Here is a 17,642-nt window from a genome sequence, read left to right as displayed (position 1 = left end):
CAGGATAGATAACTTCGGCGGTCAGTGGTAGCTATCTGAGAATATTCGCTATTCGACACATTCGAGGACGATGGCATCTTCGAAGCCCCCACGCTCCGACTCCTTTTCAGAAACGAGTCGTCTCAGAGTCTCCCAGTCTTCCTCGTTTCGAGCGAGAATCGCGTCGATGACTGCGACCACGTCTGCGAGTTCTTCGAGTTGGTCGTTCTCATCGACCTCGCGCGCCTCTTCGAATTCGCGGGCTTCTTCGACCAGCTTCGCGGCGAGGCGGCGGTCGAACTCCTCGCCGTCGGCGACGTGGGTCACGGGCGTCTCGCCCGATTTGCGGATGATGCGTGGGATGTCGTCTCTGACGAGTTTGTCGTACTCGCGGGGCATACGCTGGCGTTCAGCGCGCACGAAAAAATATCGCGGGGGTCGCGGGGGTGTTCAGTCGTCGCTCGTCGTCGCCGCGCCGATGCGTTCGGACGCCGCGTCCGTGATTGCACCAGCGGCGGCGGGGAGTTCGGAGCGAACGTCCTGTTCGGGTTTCTCGGCGATGACCTCGGCGTAGGCGTCGGGCATCACTTTCACGAACTCCTGCAGACTCGCCTCCCAGTCGTCGAGGAGTTCGGCGGCGCGCTCGGAGTCGGTGTAGGCGAGGTGGTTCTCGACCAACCGGGTGAGCATCGCTTCGTCCGAACTGTCGAGGTCGGACTGGAGTTCGACCATCTCGGTGTTGGCGTTCGCGGCGAGTTCGTCGTCGGGGTCGTAGACGTAGGTGACGCCGCCGGACATGCCTGCGGCGAAGTTGCGGCCGGTCTTCCCGAGGACGGCGACGACGCCGCCGGTCATGTACTCACAGCCGTGGTCGCCGACGCCTTCGACGACGGCTTTCACGCCGGAGTTGCGGACGCCGAAGCGCTCGCCGGCCATCCCGTTGATGTAGGCCTCGCCCTGGGTCGCCCCGTAGAGCGCGACGTTACCGACGAGGATGTTCTCCGTGGCGTCGTAGTTCGCCTCGGCGGGCGTCTCGACGATGATGCGGCCACCGGAGAGACCCTTGCCGACGTAGTCGTTCGCGGCACCCGTCAGGCGCATGGTGACGCCGCGGGCGAGGAAACCGCCGAACGTCTGGCCGGCGGTTCCAGAGAACTCACAGCGAATCGTCTCTTCCGGGAGACCCTCGCCGCCGTAGGCGTTGGAGATGCGGTTCGAGAGCATCGCACCGACCGCGCGGTCCGAGTTCCGTAGGTCGCGGCGGATGACGACGGGTTGCTGGTCTTCGAGCGCGGGCGTCGCCTCCGTGATGAGTTTGCGGTCGATGTGCGTCTCGATATCGGCGTGCGCTTGCTCTTCGGTCTTCGTGCGCGCGTCGCCCGCGGGTTCGGCGATGACCGCCGAGAGGTCGAGGTGCTTGGCCTTCGGGTGGTCCGTCTCGCGCTGGCGCAAGAGGGACGGACGGCCAATCATCTCTTCGAGCGTGCGGAAGCCGAGTTCGGCCATGATTTCGCGGAGTTCCTGCGCGATGAACGTCATGTAGTTGATGACGTGGTCGGGTTGGCCGGGGAACCGGTTTCGGAGGTTCTCGTCCTGCGTGGCGACGCCGACGGGGCAGGTGTTCTCGTGGCACTGACGCGCCATCACACAACCCGAGGTGACGAGCGAGGCCGTCCCGAAGATGTACTCTTCCGCGCCGAGGAGCGCGGCGACTGCGACGTCGCGGCCAGTCTTCATGCCACCGTCGGCGGAGACGCGGATGCGCGAGCGCAGGCCGGTCGCCCGAAGCATCTGGTTGGCTTCGGCGAGACCGAGTTCCCACGGGAGACCGGCGTTCTTGATAGAGGTCTTGGGCGATGCGCCCGTCCCGCCGTCGTAGCCCGAGATGTGGACCACGTCGGCTTCGGCCTTCGAGACGCCGGCGGCGATGGTGCCGATACCCGCCTCGGAGACGAGTTTGACGTTGATGTCGGCCTCGGGGTTGGCGGACTTCAGGTCGAAGATGAGCTGTTTCAGGTCCTCGATGGAGTAGATGTCGTGCAGCGGCGGCGGCGAGATGAGACCGACGCCCGGCGTCGCATAGCGGACGTGGGCAATCATCTCGTTGACCTTCTTGCCGGGGAGGTGGCCACCTTCGCCGGGCTTCGAGCCTTGGGCCATCTTGATTTGCAACTCGTCGGCAGACGAGAGGTAGTGCGAGGTGACGCCGAAGCGGCCGGATGCGACCTGCTTGACGTTGCACTCCTTCTCGGTGCCGAAGCGTTCTGGCGGTTCCCCACCCTCGCCCGAATTCGACTTGCCGCCGATGCGGTTCATGGCGATGGAGTTGTTCTCGTGGGCCTCGGGCGAGAGGCTGCCGAGCGACATCGCCGCGGTGGAGAACCGTTTCACGATGTCTTCGACGGGTTCGACCTCGTCGATGTCGATGGACTCGCGGTCGGGGTCGAATTCGAGCAGACCGCGGAGCGCCTTGATGTCCTTCGACTGGTCGTTGACGAGTTCGGCGAACTCCTTGTAGCGGTCGTAATCGCCCGCGCGGACCGCCTGTTGGAGCGTCCCGACCGTCTGGGGGTTCCAGCCGTGGTGAAGCCCGCTCGACCGGTTCTCGTACTCGCCTTGCCGTTCGAGTTTCGGGTCCGCGCCGAAGGCGGCGGCGTGACGCGTCAAGAGGTCGTCCTCGATGACGTCGATGCCGATGCCTTCGGTCCGAATCTCGGTGCCTTCGAAGTACTCGCTGATGAAGTCCGAAGAGAGACCGACGGCTTCGAAGATTTGGGCACCGCGGTAACTCTCGACCGTCGAGATGCCCATCTTGGCCATCGTCTTCAGGATGCCGTCTTCGACGGCGTGGATGTAGGAGTTGATGGCTTCGGCCTCGTCGGCACCGTCGGGTCCGGCGACGATGTCCTCGATGGTCTGGTAGGCGAGGTACGGGTTCACCGCGCCCGCGCCGTAGCCGATGAGGGTCGCAAAGTGGTGGACTTCGCGGGGGTCGCCGGATTCGACGACGAGACCGGCGTGGTTGCGAAGGCCGTTGCGGACGAGGCTGTGGTGGACCGCGCCCGTGACGAGCAGGCTCGGAATCGCCACGCGGTCCGGGCCGACGTTGCGATCGGAGAGGACGACGATGTCCGCGCCCGCTTCGATTGCTGCTTTCGCTTCGTCACGTACTACTTCGATTGCGGCTTCGAGCGAGTCGCCCTTCTCGTAGGTGGTGTCCACGACGGCGCTCTGCATGTCACCGTCGAGGTCCTTGATGGCGCTCGTCTGCGCGTCGGTGAGAATCGGCGAGTCGAGGACGAGTTGCCGGGCGTGGTCCGGCGACTCAGAGAGGAGGTTCCGCTGGTAGCCGAGTCGGGATTCGAGACTCGTCACCAACTTCTCGCGGATGTAGTCGATAGGCGGGTTCGACACCTGCGCGAACAGTTGCTTGAAGTAGGTAAACAGCGGCCGGTTGAGGTCCGAGAGGACCGACAGCGGCGTGTCGTCACCCATCGAGCCGACGGGGTCCTTGCCGTCGCGGGCCATCGGCTCGATCATGTGGTTGAGCTGGTCGTGCGTGTAGCCGAAGGAGGCCTGCGCCGCGCGGAGTTGCTCGATGCTATCGATTGCGCGAACGCCGTCGTCGGCGATGTCGTCGAGGTGGCGTTGTTGTTCTGCGACCCACTCGCCGTACTTCTCGTCGGTGAGCGAGTCGAACACCTCGCCGTCGGGGATGACGCGCCCCTCGTCGGGGTCGGCCATGAAGATTTCACCGGGGCGGAGGCGACCGCGCTGTTCGATTTCCGCGGGGTCGGTGTCGAGCGCGCCGACTTCGCTGGCGAGGATGAGTCGCCCGTCGGTCGTCACTTCGTATCGACACGGACGCAGGCCGTTCCGGTCGAGGACGGCGGCGATACGGTCGCCGTCGGTCGCCGCGACGAGCGCGGGACCGTCCCACGGTTCGACGAGCGAGGCGTGGAAGTCGTACCAGTCACGGCGGTCCTCGTTCATCTGGTGGTCGTTGCGGTACGCCTCGGGGATGAGCATCCGGAGGACGTGCGGGAGTTCGCGGTCGCTCTTCAGGAGGAGTTCGACCACGTTGTCCACGCTCGCGGTGTCGGACTGGTCGGCCTTCGTAATCGGCTTGAGCGTATCGAGGTCCGCGCCGAAGGCCTCGTGTTCGAGGTCGGTCTCGCGGGCACGCATCCAGTTGACGTTGCCGCGGATGGTGTTGATTTCCCCGTTGTGGATGACCTGACGGTACGGATGAGCGAGGTGCCACGCGCCCAGCGTGTTGGTCGAAAAGCGCGCGTGAACCAACGTCAGTTCGGACTCCATGCGCTCGTCGGAGAGGTCGGGGTAGTACTCGGGGAGTTGCTCGGCGGTGAGCAGTCCCTTGTAGACGAGCGTCTTGCGGTCGAGCGAACAGACGTAGAACCGTGCCGCACCGGGAAGCGTCAGGTTCTCCACGGCTTTCTCGATGGCGCGCCGGGCGACGTAGAGTGCGCGGTCGAATTCGTCAACGCTCGTGTCGCCGGCAGGTTCGACGAAGACTTGCCAGACGTCGGGTTCGGAATCGAGTGCGGTCTTGCCGAGTCCCTCGTTGTTCGTCGGCACGTCGCGCCAGTGGAACACGGAGATGTCGTACGATTCGAGCGTCTCTTCGACGAGGTCGGCGACCTGTTCGCGTACCTCGTCGTCGGTCGGCATGAAGACCGAACCGACGGCGTACGTCTCGGGGAGGTCGGTTTCGACGATTGCCTCAAAGAAGCGGTCGGGGCGCTGAATGAGAATGCCAGCGCCGTCGCCCGTGTTCTCCTCGGCACCGGTGGTGCCCCGGTGTTCGAGGTTTTCGAGGAGTTCCAGACCGTCTGCAACGACGCGGTGCGAAGCGCCGTGTTCGAGGTCTACAACGGCCCCAACGCCGCAGTTGGAGCGCTCGTCCATCGGGTCGGCCAACCCGGGTCGGGACGGAGTTGTGTCTATGTGTGGCTTGGTCATACTTCGAAGAAGTAACTACCCGCATAAGCACCTTTTCCTGAAACCATAAGGGTGTTATAATCACATATAAGGTACTATGGACTGTTAGTATGTGGCACGATTGCCCTTCGACGGGCAACGAAACGGATGAAAATTCGTGAAAAACCGCCAGGGGGCGGTAGACTAACTCGTCCTAGTACGACTTTGCGAAGTAGGCCGTCTCTTCGGCGTCGTCGCCACAGATGGCGCAGTCTTCGCCGTCGTGAATCTCCGCGTCTTCGTCGTCGAGGGGAACCATGACGATTTCCGCCGAGATTTGCTCTTTAATCTCTTCTTCACAGGACTCGGCTCCGCACCACGGCGCTTTCACGTAGCCACCGTGCTGGCCGATGGTGCCGAGAATCTCGTTGCGCGAGGAGGCCTCGCGGACGTTCTCTTCGAGGTTCTCCTCGGCGGCGGCGTACAACTTGGCGTACACCTCGTCGAACTGGTCGAACACTTCCTCTGCGATGTCGTCGCGGGCGACTTCAACGGACTCGCCGTCGGGTCGGTGGACGACCGTGATGACCTCGTCATCGACCTCGTTGGGACCGATTTCGAAGCGGACGGGAACGCCCTTTAGCTCCCACTCGTTGAACTTGAAGCCGGGATTGCGCTCGTCGCGGTCGTCGAGTTCGACGCGGACGCCGGCGTCTTCGAGTTCTTCGGCGATGCCCTCGGCGTAGTCGAGGACCTTCTCCTGCGTGTCGGCCTGCCAGATGGGGACGATGACGACCTGTTCGGGGGCGAGCGTCGGCGGCAGGACGAGACCCTGGTCGTCCGAGTGGGTCATGATGAGCGCCCCGAGCGAGCGCCACGAGAGACCCCACGAGGTCGTGTGGGCCGGAATCTCTTCTTCGTCCTCGTCGGTGTAGGTGATGTCGAACGCCTGTGCGAACGAGGTTCCGAGGTAGTGCGAGGTGCCCGCTTGGACGGACTTGCCGTCGGGCATGAGTGCCTCGACGGTCGTCGTCGTATCCGCGCCGGGGAACTTGTCGTGGTCGGGCTTTGCGCCGCGGAGGACCGGAATCGCCAGCACGTCCTCGTACAGGGACTGGTACTGCGAGAGACGGGTCATCGTCTCGTTCCACGCGTCGTCGCGGGTCGCGTGGGCGGTGTGGCCTTCCTGCCAGAGGAACTCCTTCGTCCGGAAGAACGGCTTGGTCTCGGTGGCCTCCCAGCGGACGACAGACGCCCACTGGTTGACGCGAAGCGGCAGGTCGCGGTGACTGCGGACCCACTGCGCCATGTAGGGGGCGATGATAGATTCGGAGGTCGGCCGGACCGCGAGTCGCTCTTCGAGTTCGTTGTGGCCGCCGTGGGTGACCCACGCGACTTCGGGGTCGAACCCTTCGACGATGTCCTTCTCGCGTTCGAGGTAGCTCTCGGGGATGAGGAGGGGGAAGTACGCGTTCTGGACGCCAGTCTTCTTGAACTCACCGTCGAGGTAGTTCTGGACGGACTCCCACAGCGCATAGCCGCGCGGACGCGTGACGATAAAGCCGCTCATGCCCTCGGGACCGTAGTTCGCCAGACCCGCCTTTTGGACGACTTCGGCGTACCACTCACCCGTGTTGTACTCCTTCGACTCGGTGATGCCGAGTTCCTGCTCGTCGCTCATTGGAGAGCGTTTGCCGCAGCGCACCCTTAAACACCCCGAAGGGACGCCCACGAGAGCGAGTCAGCGAACCGACCGCAATCGTGTCTGCTGATCGTGCTTTCGGGCTAGACTGTCGCTCCGCCTGATGAACGACTAGTTGATAATACGACCCTTCGTACTCCCTCCTGGGTGATATGCGTGCTAGCAACTGACACAGGGGTACTCGACGAAGGGCCGCGTGACACACCTCGGCCGATTCGAATCGAGTTGTGGATTCTCGACGGTGAACGCGGCGAGTTCGAATCGGTGTTGGACAGACTCGACGCGTACGTGCACAGAGGAATCATAGACCACTACTCGGTCGAGACGTGGAGTCGATTCGTGGACCTCTCCGGGAACCTCTCGTACCGAGAACTACGAATCCGCGACCATCTTGACGTGTACGCGCGGTGGGCCGTGATGCACGGACAACCGCTTCCGGGGCTGGGTGACCCCGTCGTTCGCGGCGTCGGGCGGATGGGACCAGAACGACTGACGCGCCGCGTCCCGCGGGCCGTGATGGCCGAGTACGAGACCGAGGTGCTCAGGTCGGTGACCGCGTGCGAGGAAGGTGTCGGGTCGCTCCTCGACCGGTTGTGCGAACTCGACCACGACTGTTCGCGCCGCGAGACGAGTTCGTCGCTCTCGGCTTAATTCCCTCTTTTCGGCGGACTATCGAACGGGCAGTCTCGCTCGCGCCACGACCAACCGGGGAGTCTCGTCTGAAACCCGGCGGCGAGCGCGGCTTCCAAGTCGTCGAGTCCAGCGGGACCGTCCGTGTGGACGGCGACGTCTGCGAAGTGGAACGTCGCCTGCGCCAAGAGCCCGAGCGGGTCGCCACCAGCTATCGTCGCGGCGAGTTCGCGGCCGAGCACTTCGTCCACGACGAATCCGGGGTAGTCGCCTTCGACGTCGAGTTCGCGGAGCATCCGGACGTAGGCGGCGACGTTGACGCCGACCTCGCCGCGGGCGAACACCGCATCGACCTCCGCTGCGACCATCGCTTCGTCAACCGGGTCTACCGTCGTCCCGAACATCTCACCGAGTCGCGCCCGCGTCTCGTTGATGAGTTTGGCGATTCTGTCGGCCCGGTCGATGACCCACTGATGCTCCGCAGAAACGGCGTCGGGAGTGAGATTCATGCACTCATATGGAGCGCGTGGTCCTTCGATTTTGCGAAGGGTTTTATAGTAAAGGTGTGGTAGAATCGAATAAGCGGGTTTTCCCCTGCCTCTTCCCGCACAGAGATACCACTGTATTCAGTTCACTATGCTCTCTCCGCTGTTGACCGAAGTGGACACCACGCTGGTGGGTCCGTCTATCGGTAGCACCTCTGAGGCAGTGGCTCCCGAGACTCGCGGGCATTTGACCGCGCGGGTCGCTCGTAACTATGAGCTCCGTAGATAAGCAACTCGAGAATTTGAAAGCAGAGATTACGACCGAACTCCCACGCGACATCTCCGTCTCCGATGTCAAGTACGAGGGTCCCGAACTCGTCGTTTATACACGTGACCCCAAGAAGTTCGCCAAGAACGGCGACCTGATTCGAAAACTGGCGAGTAAGCTCCGAAAACGAATCACGGTTCGACCCGACCCCGACGTGCTGTCGGACCCGCGCGAAGCCGAACCCCAGATTATGGACGTCATCCCCGAGGAAGCGGGCGTGACGGACCTCGATTTCCACGCCGACACGGGCGAAGTCGTCATCGAGGCGTCGAAGCCGGGGATGGTCATCGGCCGCCATGGCTCGACACTCCGACAAATCACCCAGGAAGTCGGCTGGACGCCCGAAGTCGTCCGCACGCCGCCCATCGAATCGTCTACTGTTTCTAACGTCCGAAACTTCCTGAAGCAAGAGCGCGAGGACCGACGCCGCATCCTCGAACGAACGGGCCGCCAGATCCACCGCGAATCCCTCTCGAACGACGAGTGGGTTCGAATCACGACCCTCGGTTGCTGCCGCGAAGTCGGCCGCGCGTCGTTCATCCTCTCGACGCCCGACACGCGGATTCTCATCGACTGTGGCGACAAACCCGGGTCCGACGACGTGCCGTACCTCCAAGTCCCCGAAGCGCTCGGTTCCGGCGCGAACTCGCTCGACGCCGTCGTGCTCACCCACGCTCACCTCGACCACTCGGCGCTCATCCCGCTGTTGTTCAAGTACGGCTACGACGGGCCGATTTACACGACCGAACCGACGCGCGACCTGATGGGGCTTCTCACGCTCGACTACCTCGACGTGGCTTCGAAAGAAGGCCGCGCGCCGCCGTACGAGTCCGAGATGGTCCGCGAAGCCATCAAGCACACCATCCCGCTCGAATTCGGGGACGTGACCGACATCGCCCCGGACGTGAAGCTCACGTTCCACAACGCGGGCCACATCCTCGGCTCCGCCGTCTCGCACTTCCACATCGGCGACGGTCTCTACAACGTCGCGTTCTCCGGCGACATCCACTACAAGGACACTCGCCTGTTCAACGGCGCGGTCAACGACTTCCCGCGCGTCGAGACGCTCGTCCTCGAATCCACCTACGGCGGCCGCAACGACTACCAGACCGACCAAGCGGACTCGGAAAAACGACTCCTCGAAGTCATCCAAGAGACGTACGACAAGGGCGGCAAGGTCGTCATTCCGGCGTTCGCAGTCGGTCGCTCGCAGGAGATTATGCTCGTCCTCGAAGAGGCCATGCGCTCGGGCAAGATTCCGAAGATGCCCGTCCACCTCGACGGGATGATCTGGGAGGCCACGGCGATTCACACGACCTACCCAGAGTACCTCCGCGACGACCTGCGTGACCGCATCTTCCACGACGACGAGAACCCGTTCCTCGCCGAGCAGTTCAACCACATCGACGCCGGCGAAGAAGAGCGCCAAGAGGTCGCCGACGGCGACCAGTGTATCATCATCTCGACTTCGGGGATGGTCACCGGCGGTCCCATCATGTCGTGGCTCCGCCACATCGGTCCCGACCCGAACTCCCGTCTCGTCTTCGTCGGTTACCAGGCACAGGGAACGCTCGGTCGCCGCATCCAGACCGGCTGGGACGAAATCCCCGTCAGCGACCGCAACGACATGGGGCGCTCCAGCACCCTGAAGCTCAAGATGGACGTGGAGACGGTCGATGGCTTCTCCGGCCACGCCGACCGCGAGGGACTCGAAAACTTCGTCAAGACGATGAACCCGCGTCCGGAGAAGGTGCTCTGTGTCCACGGTGACGAGCGCTCCGTGCAGGACCTCTCGTCGGCGCTCTACCACAACTACAACATGCGGACGTTCGCGCCGAAGAACCTCGAAACGTTCCGCTTCAAGTAACGCCTCCACCGACTGCCTCCACGGAGCCTCTGAGGAGTTCGTTTTGCGGATGGGCGAAGATTCATGCGTTCTGTCGAGTGAGTCTCAGCTATGCGTCTCGCACTCATCGCTCACGACGAGAAGAAGCCCGCACTCATCGAGTTCGCACAGGAGCGGAAAGCAGACCTCGAACGCTTCGAACTCATGGCCACCGGGACGACCGGTCAGCGACTCATCGACGCGACCGGACTCGATATCGAACGCAAGCAGTCGGGACCGCTCGGCGGCGACATGCAAATCGGCGCTGAAATCGCCGACGAGACCTGCGACGGCGTGATTTTCCTCCGCGACCCACTCACCGCCCAACCGCACGAACCCGACATCTCCGCACTGCTTCGCCTGTGCGACGTTCACCAGACGCCGCTCGCCACCAACCTCGCCAGCGCCGACGCGGTGCTCGACGAACTCGTGGACCAACTCGACGGCGAGGCGTAGTCGGAACTCTCAGCGGTGATAACTGTCACGGAATCTTAAGCGACTGTACTACGTAGGGAGGGTATGGACGCTCTCGCGCGTGTCTCGCTGCTCGCCGTCGTTATCATCGTCGTCGCCTCGGGCCCGGCCGCGGCCGCGACGCAGACCTCGCCGTGCTTCGCGGGCGAGGGTCACCAGTTCGATATCGGCGGTAACGGCGCAGGAATCGACCTCGTGGTGTTCCTCTCCCTGTTCGAGAACCTCGGCGGCGCGGGCGGCTTCGGCATGGAAGCCCACGGCTCGATAGGGAATCAGTCGATTATCCAACTCCGCGCCGGCGTCTCCTTCGACGGCGTCGGCTCGCTCGGGAAGTTCCTCTCGAATCCGTTCTCCAGATTTAGCATCGTCTCGAACTTCTCGATGGACCTGCCGATGTTTGCCGGGACTGGTGTGGAGTCGAGTTACAGCGACGACTCGCCGGTTGGTGGTGTGAAGACAAAGCAGTGTTAGATTAGTTCGCTTCGGCGGGGTCCACGACGGTCCCTGCGTCGATATCGACACCAATTCTCTCACAGATATCCGCCATCGGACACTCTTCCTCACCATCCAAACACGCCGGCTTTCTCGCCATACAGAACTCTCTCCCAAATTGAATCATCGCCGTATGCCCGAAGCCGCACTTCTCGGCGGGCACGTCACGCTCCAGATACTCCCGAACTTCCTCGTGGTCGGCGTCGGGTGGTGCGAGACCGATTCGGCGTGAGATTCGGTGGACGTGCGTATCGACGGGGAAGACACCCTCGCGCCCGCCCGCGAAGAGAAGTACGCAGTCGGCGGTCTTCGGGCCGACGCCCTTCATCTCCAAGAGTCGGTCGCGGACGATGGCGGGGTCTTCCTCGCGCACGTACGCATCGAAGTCTACTTCGCTCCCGAAGTCCGCGAGTACGTCTTCTGCGACTCCGATGATGAGCTTCGATTTTTGGTTATACAGACCGGCGCTCCGGATGGCATCGATGAGTTCCGCGCGGTCGGCGGCGGCCAGTGACTCGGCCAAGTCTCCTCCATCATACTGCGCCATCAACTCGTCGTGAGCGGGTTGGCTGGCCTTGTCGCTCGTGTTCTGGCTGAGAATCGTCCGGACCAGACACTCGAATCCGCCTTGGCCGCCGTAGGCTTTCCGCCAGTACATCTCTCCGAGTCTGTCCACGACGACTGCGGCGCGGGTCGCGCCGTTCTCGTCTTCGGGGTCGAACAGGGCGTCGCGGCCGCCACCGCCGGGTCCGCCGCTGATGTTTTCAGACGGCTCTTCGGGCATGGTCGTGCTTGCAAGTCCGCACAGAAAAACGTCGCCGTGAGCCTACTCTCCTGCCGGTTCGACGCTGAGCGTGAACGTCACGTCGCCACCCGCTGCGAGTGCGGCCACGAGGTCGCGGTCGAACCCGTCGGCGGCGTGCTCGGCACCGACCATGCCGGTTCGGTCGTCGGTGTAGTCGCTCGTCCGGAGGACGATGCTTCGGTCACCCTCGAACGTCAGGTCGGGGTGTCCGCGGCCGACGACAGACTGTTCGTAGGTTTCGTCGCCGTTCGAGACGGTAATCGTCGCTTCGAGAGTGGCGTCGTGGGACTGACACGCCTCGACGAACGCCTCGTCGAAGTCGGCGGGGGTTCGGTCCGCGTCGATAGCGAGGATACAGTCGCCCGCGGGCGTGAGCCAATCGTCGCTCGTCACCTCGAAGGTGCTCGCGTGCTTCGCCGAGACGTGCTCGTGGCCGCGTGCGCGAATGACTTCTTCCATGAGTCGAGTTCAGTACAGCGCCGGTTTAGCCCCCTCGATTGGTCGCTCCTTTAAATCATAATGTGCCAATCGGTAACATGGGGAATACGGGTGTTAGGAGCGGCGTGGTAACGGTTTTCACCCGTTTCGGCACCGAAGTACTTATTACTGGGACGCTTGTATGCTAAGGTACCTGAACGCCTCCGGCGTTTCGGTGGCATCGCACGCAGAATGATCGGGAATTTCTTATCCACGGTCGGTTGCAATCATTTAGCCGCCGCTACGCTTGGAGTGGTGATGGTATCGAGGCTTGATCACGAATGGTAACGAAGCAGGAAGTGCTAGAAGAATTCGACGTACAGAAGCTCGACGATGAACGAAATGTTGACCTCCCAGACGAGAAGCTGGAAAGCGGTTCGAAGGGCGAACTAATCAAACTCGCAGGACAGCTCCGCGACCGCCGCAACGAGCTGAACCAGATGGCTTCCGAGCGCGCATCGAAGCGCGACGACCTCAACGCGAAAACACGCGAGAAGGTCGATGAAGCCCAGAAACACCGCGAACAGCGCGACGAGATGAACTCGGCGGTGCAGGAACACAAGAACCTGCGCAACGAGCTCAACGCGAAGGCCAACGAACTCTTTGACGAGGTCGATACGATGAAGAGCGACCTCGAACTCGACGATGGGAAAGACATCGACGAGCTCAAAGAGGAAATCGAGCAACTCGAATTCCGCCAGCAGACCGAAGTTCTCTCGACCGAAGACGAGCGCGAGCTCATCGAGAAAATCGAGAAGAAGCGCGACGAACTCCGCGGAAAAAAGGAGAAAGTCGAAGAGAGCGGTGACCTCGAAGAACTCATCGAGGAGGCAGAAGAGGTTCGTTCCGAGGCGTCCCAGCACCACCAGAAGGTGACCGAGCTGGCTGACGAAGCCCAGGAACACCACAACCTCATGATCGAGGCCTACCGCGAGGCCGACGACATCCGCGACAAGGCCGACGAGATGCACGAACTCTTCGTCGAAGCCCAGGAAGCCGCAGACCGTCACCACGAGGACTTCGTCCGCGTCCAGAAGCGCCTCCGCGAACTCGACAAGAAGGAAGAGCGCCAGCGCAAGGACTCCCGCGCAGAACAGCGCGAGGCCGCAAAGGCCGAAGCAGAGGAGATTTACCAGAAGTTCAAGGAAGGCGAGACGCTCGATACCGAGGACCTGATGAAGCTCCAGAAGGCTGGACTTCTCTAAGTTCGGATACGGTTTTCTCTCTTTGTCGCAGTTGCGACATTACATTTTTATACTGACTGCGCCCGGAGCCTCGGCTATGAGTGAGTTACTATGACCGACCGACTCTCCGGACTGCTCCGCGCCGCAATCGTGCTCGTCGGAGCCACCCTCGCAGCAATCGTCGGCTGGCTACTCTTTCGAACCTTCTCTACGACGCTCGCCGACCTCGTCGGCATCCTGCTCGTCATCGTCACCATCGTCGCCGGGATTCGAATCGCCGGACGAATCGCCAACGCGTTCGTGCCGAACTACGATGTCGCGGAAGTCGCCGTCGAAGGCCCAATCTCCCGCGACGGTGATGGCCCGCCGATTCCCGGCCGCGGCGGCGGCACGCCGTCGGACGACATCGTCGAACAGATTCAGGCCGCCACCGACGACTCGAACACGGAGGCGCTCGTCCTGAAGCTCAACACGCCCGGCGGGGAAGTCCTCCCGAGCGACGACATCCGCCGCGCGGTGATGGAGTTCGACGGGCCGACCGTCGCCTATGCGACGGACGTGTGCGCCTCCGGCGGCTACTGGATCGCCAGCGGCTGCGACGAACTCTGGGCGCACGATACGAGCGTCGTCGGCTCCATCGGGGTCATCGGCTCGTCGGTCAACGCCGCCGGGCTGGCCGACCGACTCGGCGTCACCTACGAGCGATTCGCCGCGGGCAAGTACAAGGACGCGGGCAACCTCCTGAAAGAACCGACGAACGACGAGCGCGAGTACCTGCAAGGACTCATCGACGACTACTACGACCACTTCGTCGAGCGCGTCGCCGAAGGGCGAGAGATGGACCCACAGAAAATCCGCGACACCGAGGCTCGCGTGTATCTCGGTGCGGAGGCGTACGACCTCGAACTCGTGGACGAACTCGGAACTCGAGACGACGTCGAGTCGCGGGTCGCCGACCTGCTGGGCCGCGACGAGATTCAAGTCCGCGAGTTCACGCCACAACGCCGACTCACTACTCGACTTCGCGGTGGCGCACAACGTCTCGCCTACGCCTTCGGTGCGGGCATCGCGTCGTCGTTCGAACCGACAGACGGCTTCGACTTCCGGTTTTAAAACCAATTTTCGGCAACCGAGGGGGTTTTTACCTCGCGCCTGCGTCTTGACGCGTCGTGACAACGCTCGTTCTCTGCGTGGACCGAACGAACGACATCAGTCGGAAGACCGGCCTGTCGATGCCGGTCGTGGGCTGGGAAGCCGTTCGGTCGCTCGTCACTGAAGTCGGACTCTCCGACCCGGAGGATTCGAGCGTCAACTGTCTGCTCGAAGCCCTTCGCGTCACTCGGGAACTCCGAGACGAACGCGAGGACGCAGAGGTCGCGGTCATCTCGGGGACGAGCGACACGACGGTCGGTCTCGACCGCTCTGTCGCCCTCCAACTCGACGACCTCGTCGCCAACTTCGACGCCGAGGCGGCGGTCGTCGTCATCGACAGCGCCGAAGACGAGCGACTCGTTCCCGTCATCGAGAGTCGTCTCCGCGTCGATGCCGTCGATAGGGTGGTCGTCCGCCAGGCCCACGACATCGAATCGACGTACTACCTGCTCAAGCAGTTCTTGGCGGACGAAGAACTCCGCTCGACGGTACTCGTTCCGCTCGGCGTCGGCCTGCTACTCCTCCCGCTGTTGCTCGTCCAGTTCACACCAGCGGTCGCACTCGCTGGGCTGGCGGCGCTCGCGGGTGCGGTGTTCCTCTACAAGGGACTCGCCATCGACAGGTTCCTCTCGGAGGCACAGGACCAGATTCGTGACGCGCTCTACTCCGGGCAGGTGTCCGTGGTCACCTACGCGGTGGCCGCCGGTCTCGCCATCGTCGGTCTGTTCCTCGGCGCACTCCAGATCAGTGGTCCTGCCGCCGAGGGCGACGTGCTCGTCCCGTCGGTGCTGTTCGTCTACCACAGCGTTCCGTGGCTCGCGTTCGCCGCCCTCACCGCGAGCGCCGGCCGCTTGCTCGACGAACTCATCGGTAACGAGGGCGTTCCGTCGTCGTACATGAACCTCCCGTTCGGCGTCATCGCCATCGGACTGGTGGTTCGCGGCTTCGCCGGCTACCTGCTCGAACGACAGGGCTTTCTCGACCACCTCGTGTTACTCGGCAGGCTCGAACTCGCACCCGTCCAGCGGTTGACGATGTTCATCATCGCCGGTATCGTCATCAGCCTCGTCGGCGTTAGAATCTCTGCGAGCGTCTCGAACGAGACGTTCGACGACGTGGTCGAAGGGCGAAACGAAAGTTAGCGAACAGAGGAGTAGATTAGTTCGTCGCGCGGTACTCGCCGTGCTTGACGCCGATAGCGAGACAGAGTGCGCCGAAGACGAGCATCGCCGGCGTCACCATCATCAACACCGTGCTCGTCGCCATGAATCCCATTCCGATGAGCGCGACAGTTCCGAGTAGTACGAGACCGACGAGCAGTGCGACCGTCTTGGTCAAATCGAAGTCCATAGGCGTCTCTCGGGACGGAGCGAAGAAATCGGTTGCGGCGCTGTCGAATCGGCACTCGAAGAAAGAGTCGCCACCCGCGGGGGTGGTGTCTTACCAGGGGGCGAAACCGGGATCGACGCGGCGGTCGGTCCTCTCGATGTCGTCGATTGCCTCGATGTCTTCGTCGTCGAGGTCGAGTGCGAGCGACTCCCAGTTGTCGCGGATGTGACCTTCGCTCGTCGCCTTCGGGATGGCGGTCACGCCTTTCTCGCGGAGCCACGCGAGCGACACCTGCGCCTCGCTCACGCCGTGCTTCTCGGCGATTTCGGAGAGCGTCGGGACGTTGAACACCTCGCCACGGGCGAGCGGGGAGTAGGCGACGATTTCCACGTCCGCTTCGGCACAGGTCTCGCGGAGTTCGTCCTGCTGGAGCAGCGGGTGGAGTTCGATTTGGTTGGCGAAGATTGGTGCGTCGGAGCGTTCGATGGCCTCGCGGACCTGCTCGGGTTCGAAGTTCGAGATACCGATGCGTTTCGTGAGACCCTTCTCGACGAGTTCGTCGAACGCGTCGAGCGTCTCTTCGGGGTCGTACTCGCGTGCCGGCCAGTGGACGTAGAGCAGGTCCACGTACTCGACGCCGAGTTTGTCGAGGCTCTCGCGGGTGCTCTCGATGACGTCGTCGTAGGAGAGTTCGTCTATCCAGACCTTGGTGGCGAGGAACACCTCGTCGCGTTCGACGTCGGCGGCGGCGAGTCCCTCGCCAACCTCCGCTTCGTTGCCGTAGATTTGGGCGGTGTCGATGTGGCGATAGCCCATCTCCAGTGCCGTCTTCACCGCGTTCGAACAGTCGTCGGGGTTCGTGTTCTCCCACGTGCCGAGACCGAGCGTGGGCATCCCGTTCGCAGACGGTACGGTCTCCGCCGACAGCTGGTTCGTCATACGCGACACGTGGGTTCCGAGTTGAAAAGGCGTGTCGAAAGGCGGGCGAATTACCGCCTCTGGCGAGTCTCGAATCGTTCTCAAACGTGAGTTTCTCACCGAACGTGTCATGTTCTCTGCGCGCCTTAGAGACGCCATGCGACCCACAGTACCGCTCGCTCTCGCCGCGATTGTCGTCCTCGCAGGCTGTCTCGGCGGGGCGACGACGCTCTCGGCCGAGCCTGCGACGATTCCAGCCTCGGCGTACGAATCTCACGGCTACGTCCACGGGAACACGACGGAGGTGCCGATAGCACGGGACGTCTCGGTCGGCCCCGCGTCTCGAAACGTGAGCGCGAACGTCTGGATTTCGGGCTATTCGAAGCCGTCGAACGGGACCGATATCTCGGTACTCACCGTCATCTCGTCGCCGAACGTCGAAGTCGCCGGACAGTTGGTGAACCCCCTCGCCACGCTCGGGAGCCGCGAACTGATAACGACCGGTCTGTCGTTGCTCACGGAGGCGCAATCGTTCGCCAACGCTCCCGAAGTCAACGACCTCCGCGAAGTCGGAACGCAGGACGTGACGATACTCGGGAGCGAAACCGAACTGGTCACCTACGAGGGAACCGTCGCAGTCGAACCCGGCGAGCGGACCGTCGATGGCGAGCAGGTCCAGTACGAAGGCGGGAAAGCGACCGTTCGAATTCACGTCGCCACGGTCGAACACGACGGCGACGTTATCGTCGTCTTCGCGCTGAACGGTGCGGATTCGGACGATATGGAGACGATTGCGGCCCTAGCCACTGCTGTCGAACATCCGGGGACGGTCGAAAAAGGAACGTAAGTTCGAGCGGATTC

Annotated in this window: 16 protein-coding genes; 8 read left to right on the top strand and 8 right to left on the bottom strand. The window is 62.9% G+C overall.

Translation table 11 applies throughout. From position 1 onward, the window contains the following. Positions 1-48 precede the first annotated feature (48 nt). The 3 genes from ACFQJC_RS12005 to proS all read right to left on the bottom strand — a co-directional run bounded on the left by ACFQJC_RS12005 (position 49) and on the right by proS (position 6,601). Positions 49-378: a hypothetical protein gene (locus ACFQJC_RS12005; RefSeq protein ID WP_390223774.1), complete on the bottom strand. Its 330-nt coding sequence runs from the start codon at positions 376-378 to the stop codon at positions 49-51. Between the two features lie 51 nt (positions 379-429). Continuing rightward, complete coding sequence (gltB, locus tag ACFQJC_RS12000) at positions 430-4,962, bottom strand: glutamate synthase large subunit (RefSeq protein ID WP_390223772.1); 4,533 nt, start codon at positions 4,960-4,962, stop codon at positions 430-432. Positions 4,963-5,134: 172 nt separating this feature from the next. Next, positions 5,135-6,601 (bottom strand): proline--tRNA ligase, encoded by a 1,467-nt coding sequence (gene proS / locus ACFQJC_RS11995; RefSeq protein ID WP_390223770.1) that lies wholly within the window; start codon positions 6,599-6,601, stop codon positions 5,135-5,137. Between the two features lie 177 nt (positions 6,602-6,778). Between proS and ACFQJC_RS11990 the strand changes: the two genes are divergently transcribed. Beyond that, entirely contained in the window at positions 6,779-7,273 is a 495-nt protein-coding gene (locus ACFQJC_RS11990; RefSeq protein ID WP_390223768.1) for an HTH domain-containing protein, read from the top strand. Here ACFQJC_RS11990 and ACFQJC_RS11985 read toward each other — a convergent pair. Further along, on the bottom strand, positions 7,270-7,761 hold the full coding sequence (locus ACFQJC_RS11985) for a hypothetical protein (RefSeq protein WP_390223766.1): 492 nt from the start codon (positions 7,759-7,761) through the stop codon (positions 7,270-7,272). The two genes, ACFQJC_RS11990 and ACFQJC_RS11985, sit on opposite strands and share 4 nt — an antisense overlap. A gap of 248 nt (positions 7,762-8,009) precedes the next feature. On the opposite strand from ACFQJC_RS11985, the gene ACFQJC_RS11980 reads away from it, so the two are divergent. The 3 genes from ACFQJC_RS11980 (at position 8,010) to ACFQJC_RS11970 (ending at position 10,895) form a co-directional block, all read left to right on the top strand. Continuing rightward, a complete protein-coding gene (locus tag ACFQJC_RS11980) occupies positions 8,010-9,932 on the top strand; it encodes a beta-CASP ribonuclease aCPSF1 (RefSeq protein ID WP_390223764.1) in 1,923 nt (640 codons plus the stop codon). A gap of 90 nt (positions 9,933-10,022) precedes the next feature. Then, positions 10,023-10,406: a methylglyoxal synthase gene (locus tag ACFQJC_RS11975; RefSeq protein WP_390223762.1), complete on the top strand. Its 384-nt coding sequence runs from the start codon at positions 10,023-10,025 to the stop codon at positions 10,404-10,406. Positions 10,407-10,469: 63 nt separating this feature from the next. Next, positions 10,470-10,895 (top strand): DUF7332 family protein, encoded by a 426-nt coding sequence (locus tag ACFQJC_RS11970; protein ID WP_390223761.1) that lies wholly within the window; start codon positions 10,470-10,472, stop codon positions 10,893-10,895. Between the two features lies 1 nt (position 10,896). On the opposite strand, the gene ACFQJC_RS11965 is transcribed toward ACFQJC_RS11970, so the two are convergent. Together ACFQJC_RS11965 and ACFQJC_RS11960 are read right to left on the bottom strand one after the other, a co-directional pair. Beyond that, the gene (locus ACFQJC_RS11965) at positions 10,897-11,700 is read right to left on the bottom strand and encodes an endonuclease III domain-containing protein (RefSeq protein WP_390223759.1); all 804 of its coding nucleotides are present in this window, start codon (positions 11,698-11,700) and stop codon (positions 10,897-10,899) included. Between the two features lie 42 nt (positions 11,701-11,742). Continuing rightward, positions 11,743-12,180, bottom strand: coding sequence for a DUF371 domain-containing protein (locus tag ACFQJC_RS11960; protein WP_390223757.1), 438 nt, complete (start codon positions 12,178-12,180; stop codon positions 11,743-11,745). A gap of 299 nt (positions 12,181-12,479) precedes the next feature. Here ACFQJC_RS11960 and ACFQJC_RS11955 point away from each other — a divergent pair, with 299 nt between their 5' ends. The 3 genes from ACFQJC_RS11955 (at position 12,480) to ACFQJC_RS11945 (ending at position 15,676) form a co-directional block, all read left to right on the top strand. Continuing rightward, positions 12,480-13,403 (top strand): coiled-coil protein, encoded by a 924-nt coding sequence (locus ACFQJC_RS11955; RefSeq protein WP_390223755.1) that lies wholly within the window; start codon positions 12,480-12,482, stop codon positions 13,401-13,403. Between the two features lie 90 nt (positions 13,404-13,493). Then, a complete protein-coding gene (sppA, locus tag ACFQJC_RS11950; RefSeq protein WP_390223753.1) occupies positions 13,494-14,495 on the top strand; it encodes a signal peptide peptidase SppA in 1,002 nt (333 codons plus the stop codon). Between the two features lie 56 nt (positions 14,496-14,551). Next, positions 14,552-15,676 carry a DUF373 family protein gene (locus ACFQJC_RS11945; RefSeq protein ID WP_390223751.1) on the top strand — a complete coding sequence of 375 codons (1,125 nt, stop codon included), beginning with the start codon at positions 14,552-14,554 and terminating at the stop codon, positions 15,674-15,676. A 16-nt stretch (positions 15,677-15,692) separates the two neighbouring features. On the opposite strand, the gene ACFQJC_RS11940 is transcribed toward ACFQJC_RS11945, so the two are convergent. Beyond that, positions 15,693-15,884, bottom strand: coding sequence for a DUF7333 family protein (locus ACFQJC_RS11940; RefSeq protein ID WP_390223749.1), 192 nt, complete (start codon positions 15,882-15,884; stop codon positions 15,693-15,695). Positions 15,885-15,974: 90 nt separating this feature from the next. Next, positions 15,975-16,757 carry an aldo/keto reductase gene (locus ACFQJC_RS11935; RefSeq protein WP_390225607.1) on the bottom strand — a complete coding sequence of 261 codons (783 nt, stop codon included), beginning with the start codon at positions 16,755-16,757 and terminating at the stop codon, positions 15,975-15,977. A gap of 181 nt (positions 16,758-16,938) precedes the next feature. Between ACFQJC_RS11935 and ACFQJC_RS11930 the strand changes: the two genes are divergently transcribed. Continuing rightward, the gene (locus tag ACFQJC_RS11930; RefSeq protein ID WP_390223748.1) at positions 16,939-17,628 is read left to right on the top strand and encodes a DUF6517 family protein; all 690 of its coding nucleotides are present in this window, start codon (positions 16,939-16,941) and stop codon (positions 17,626-17,628) included. The last annotated feature ends 14 nt before the right edge of the window (positions 17,629-17,642 follow it).

The sequence above is a fragment of the Haloferax namakaokahaiae genome (assembly GCF_042663225.1).
Classification (GTDB): domain Archaea; phylum Halobacteriota; class Halobacteria; order Halobacteriales; family Haloferacaceae; genus Haloferax; species Haloferax namakaokahaiae.
Note: the sequence above shows the minus strand (reverse complement) of the source record. Positions and strands in the feature narration are given on the sequence as shown.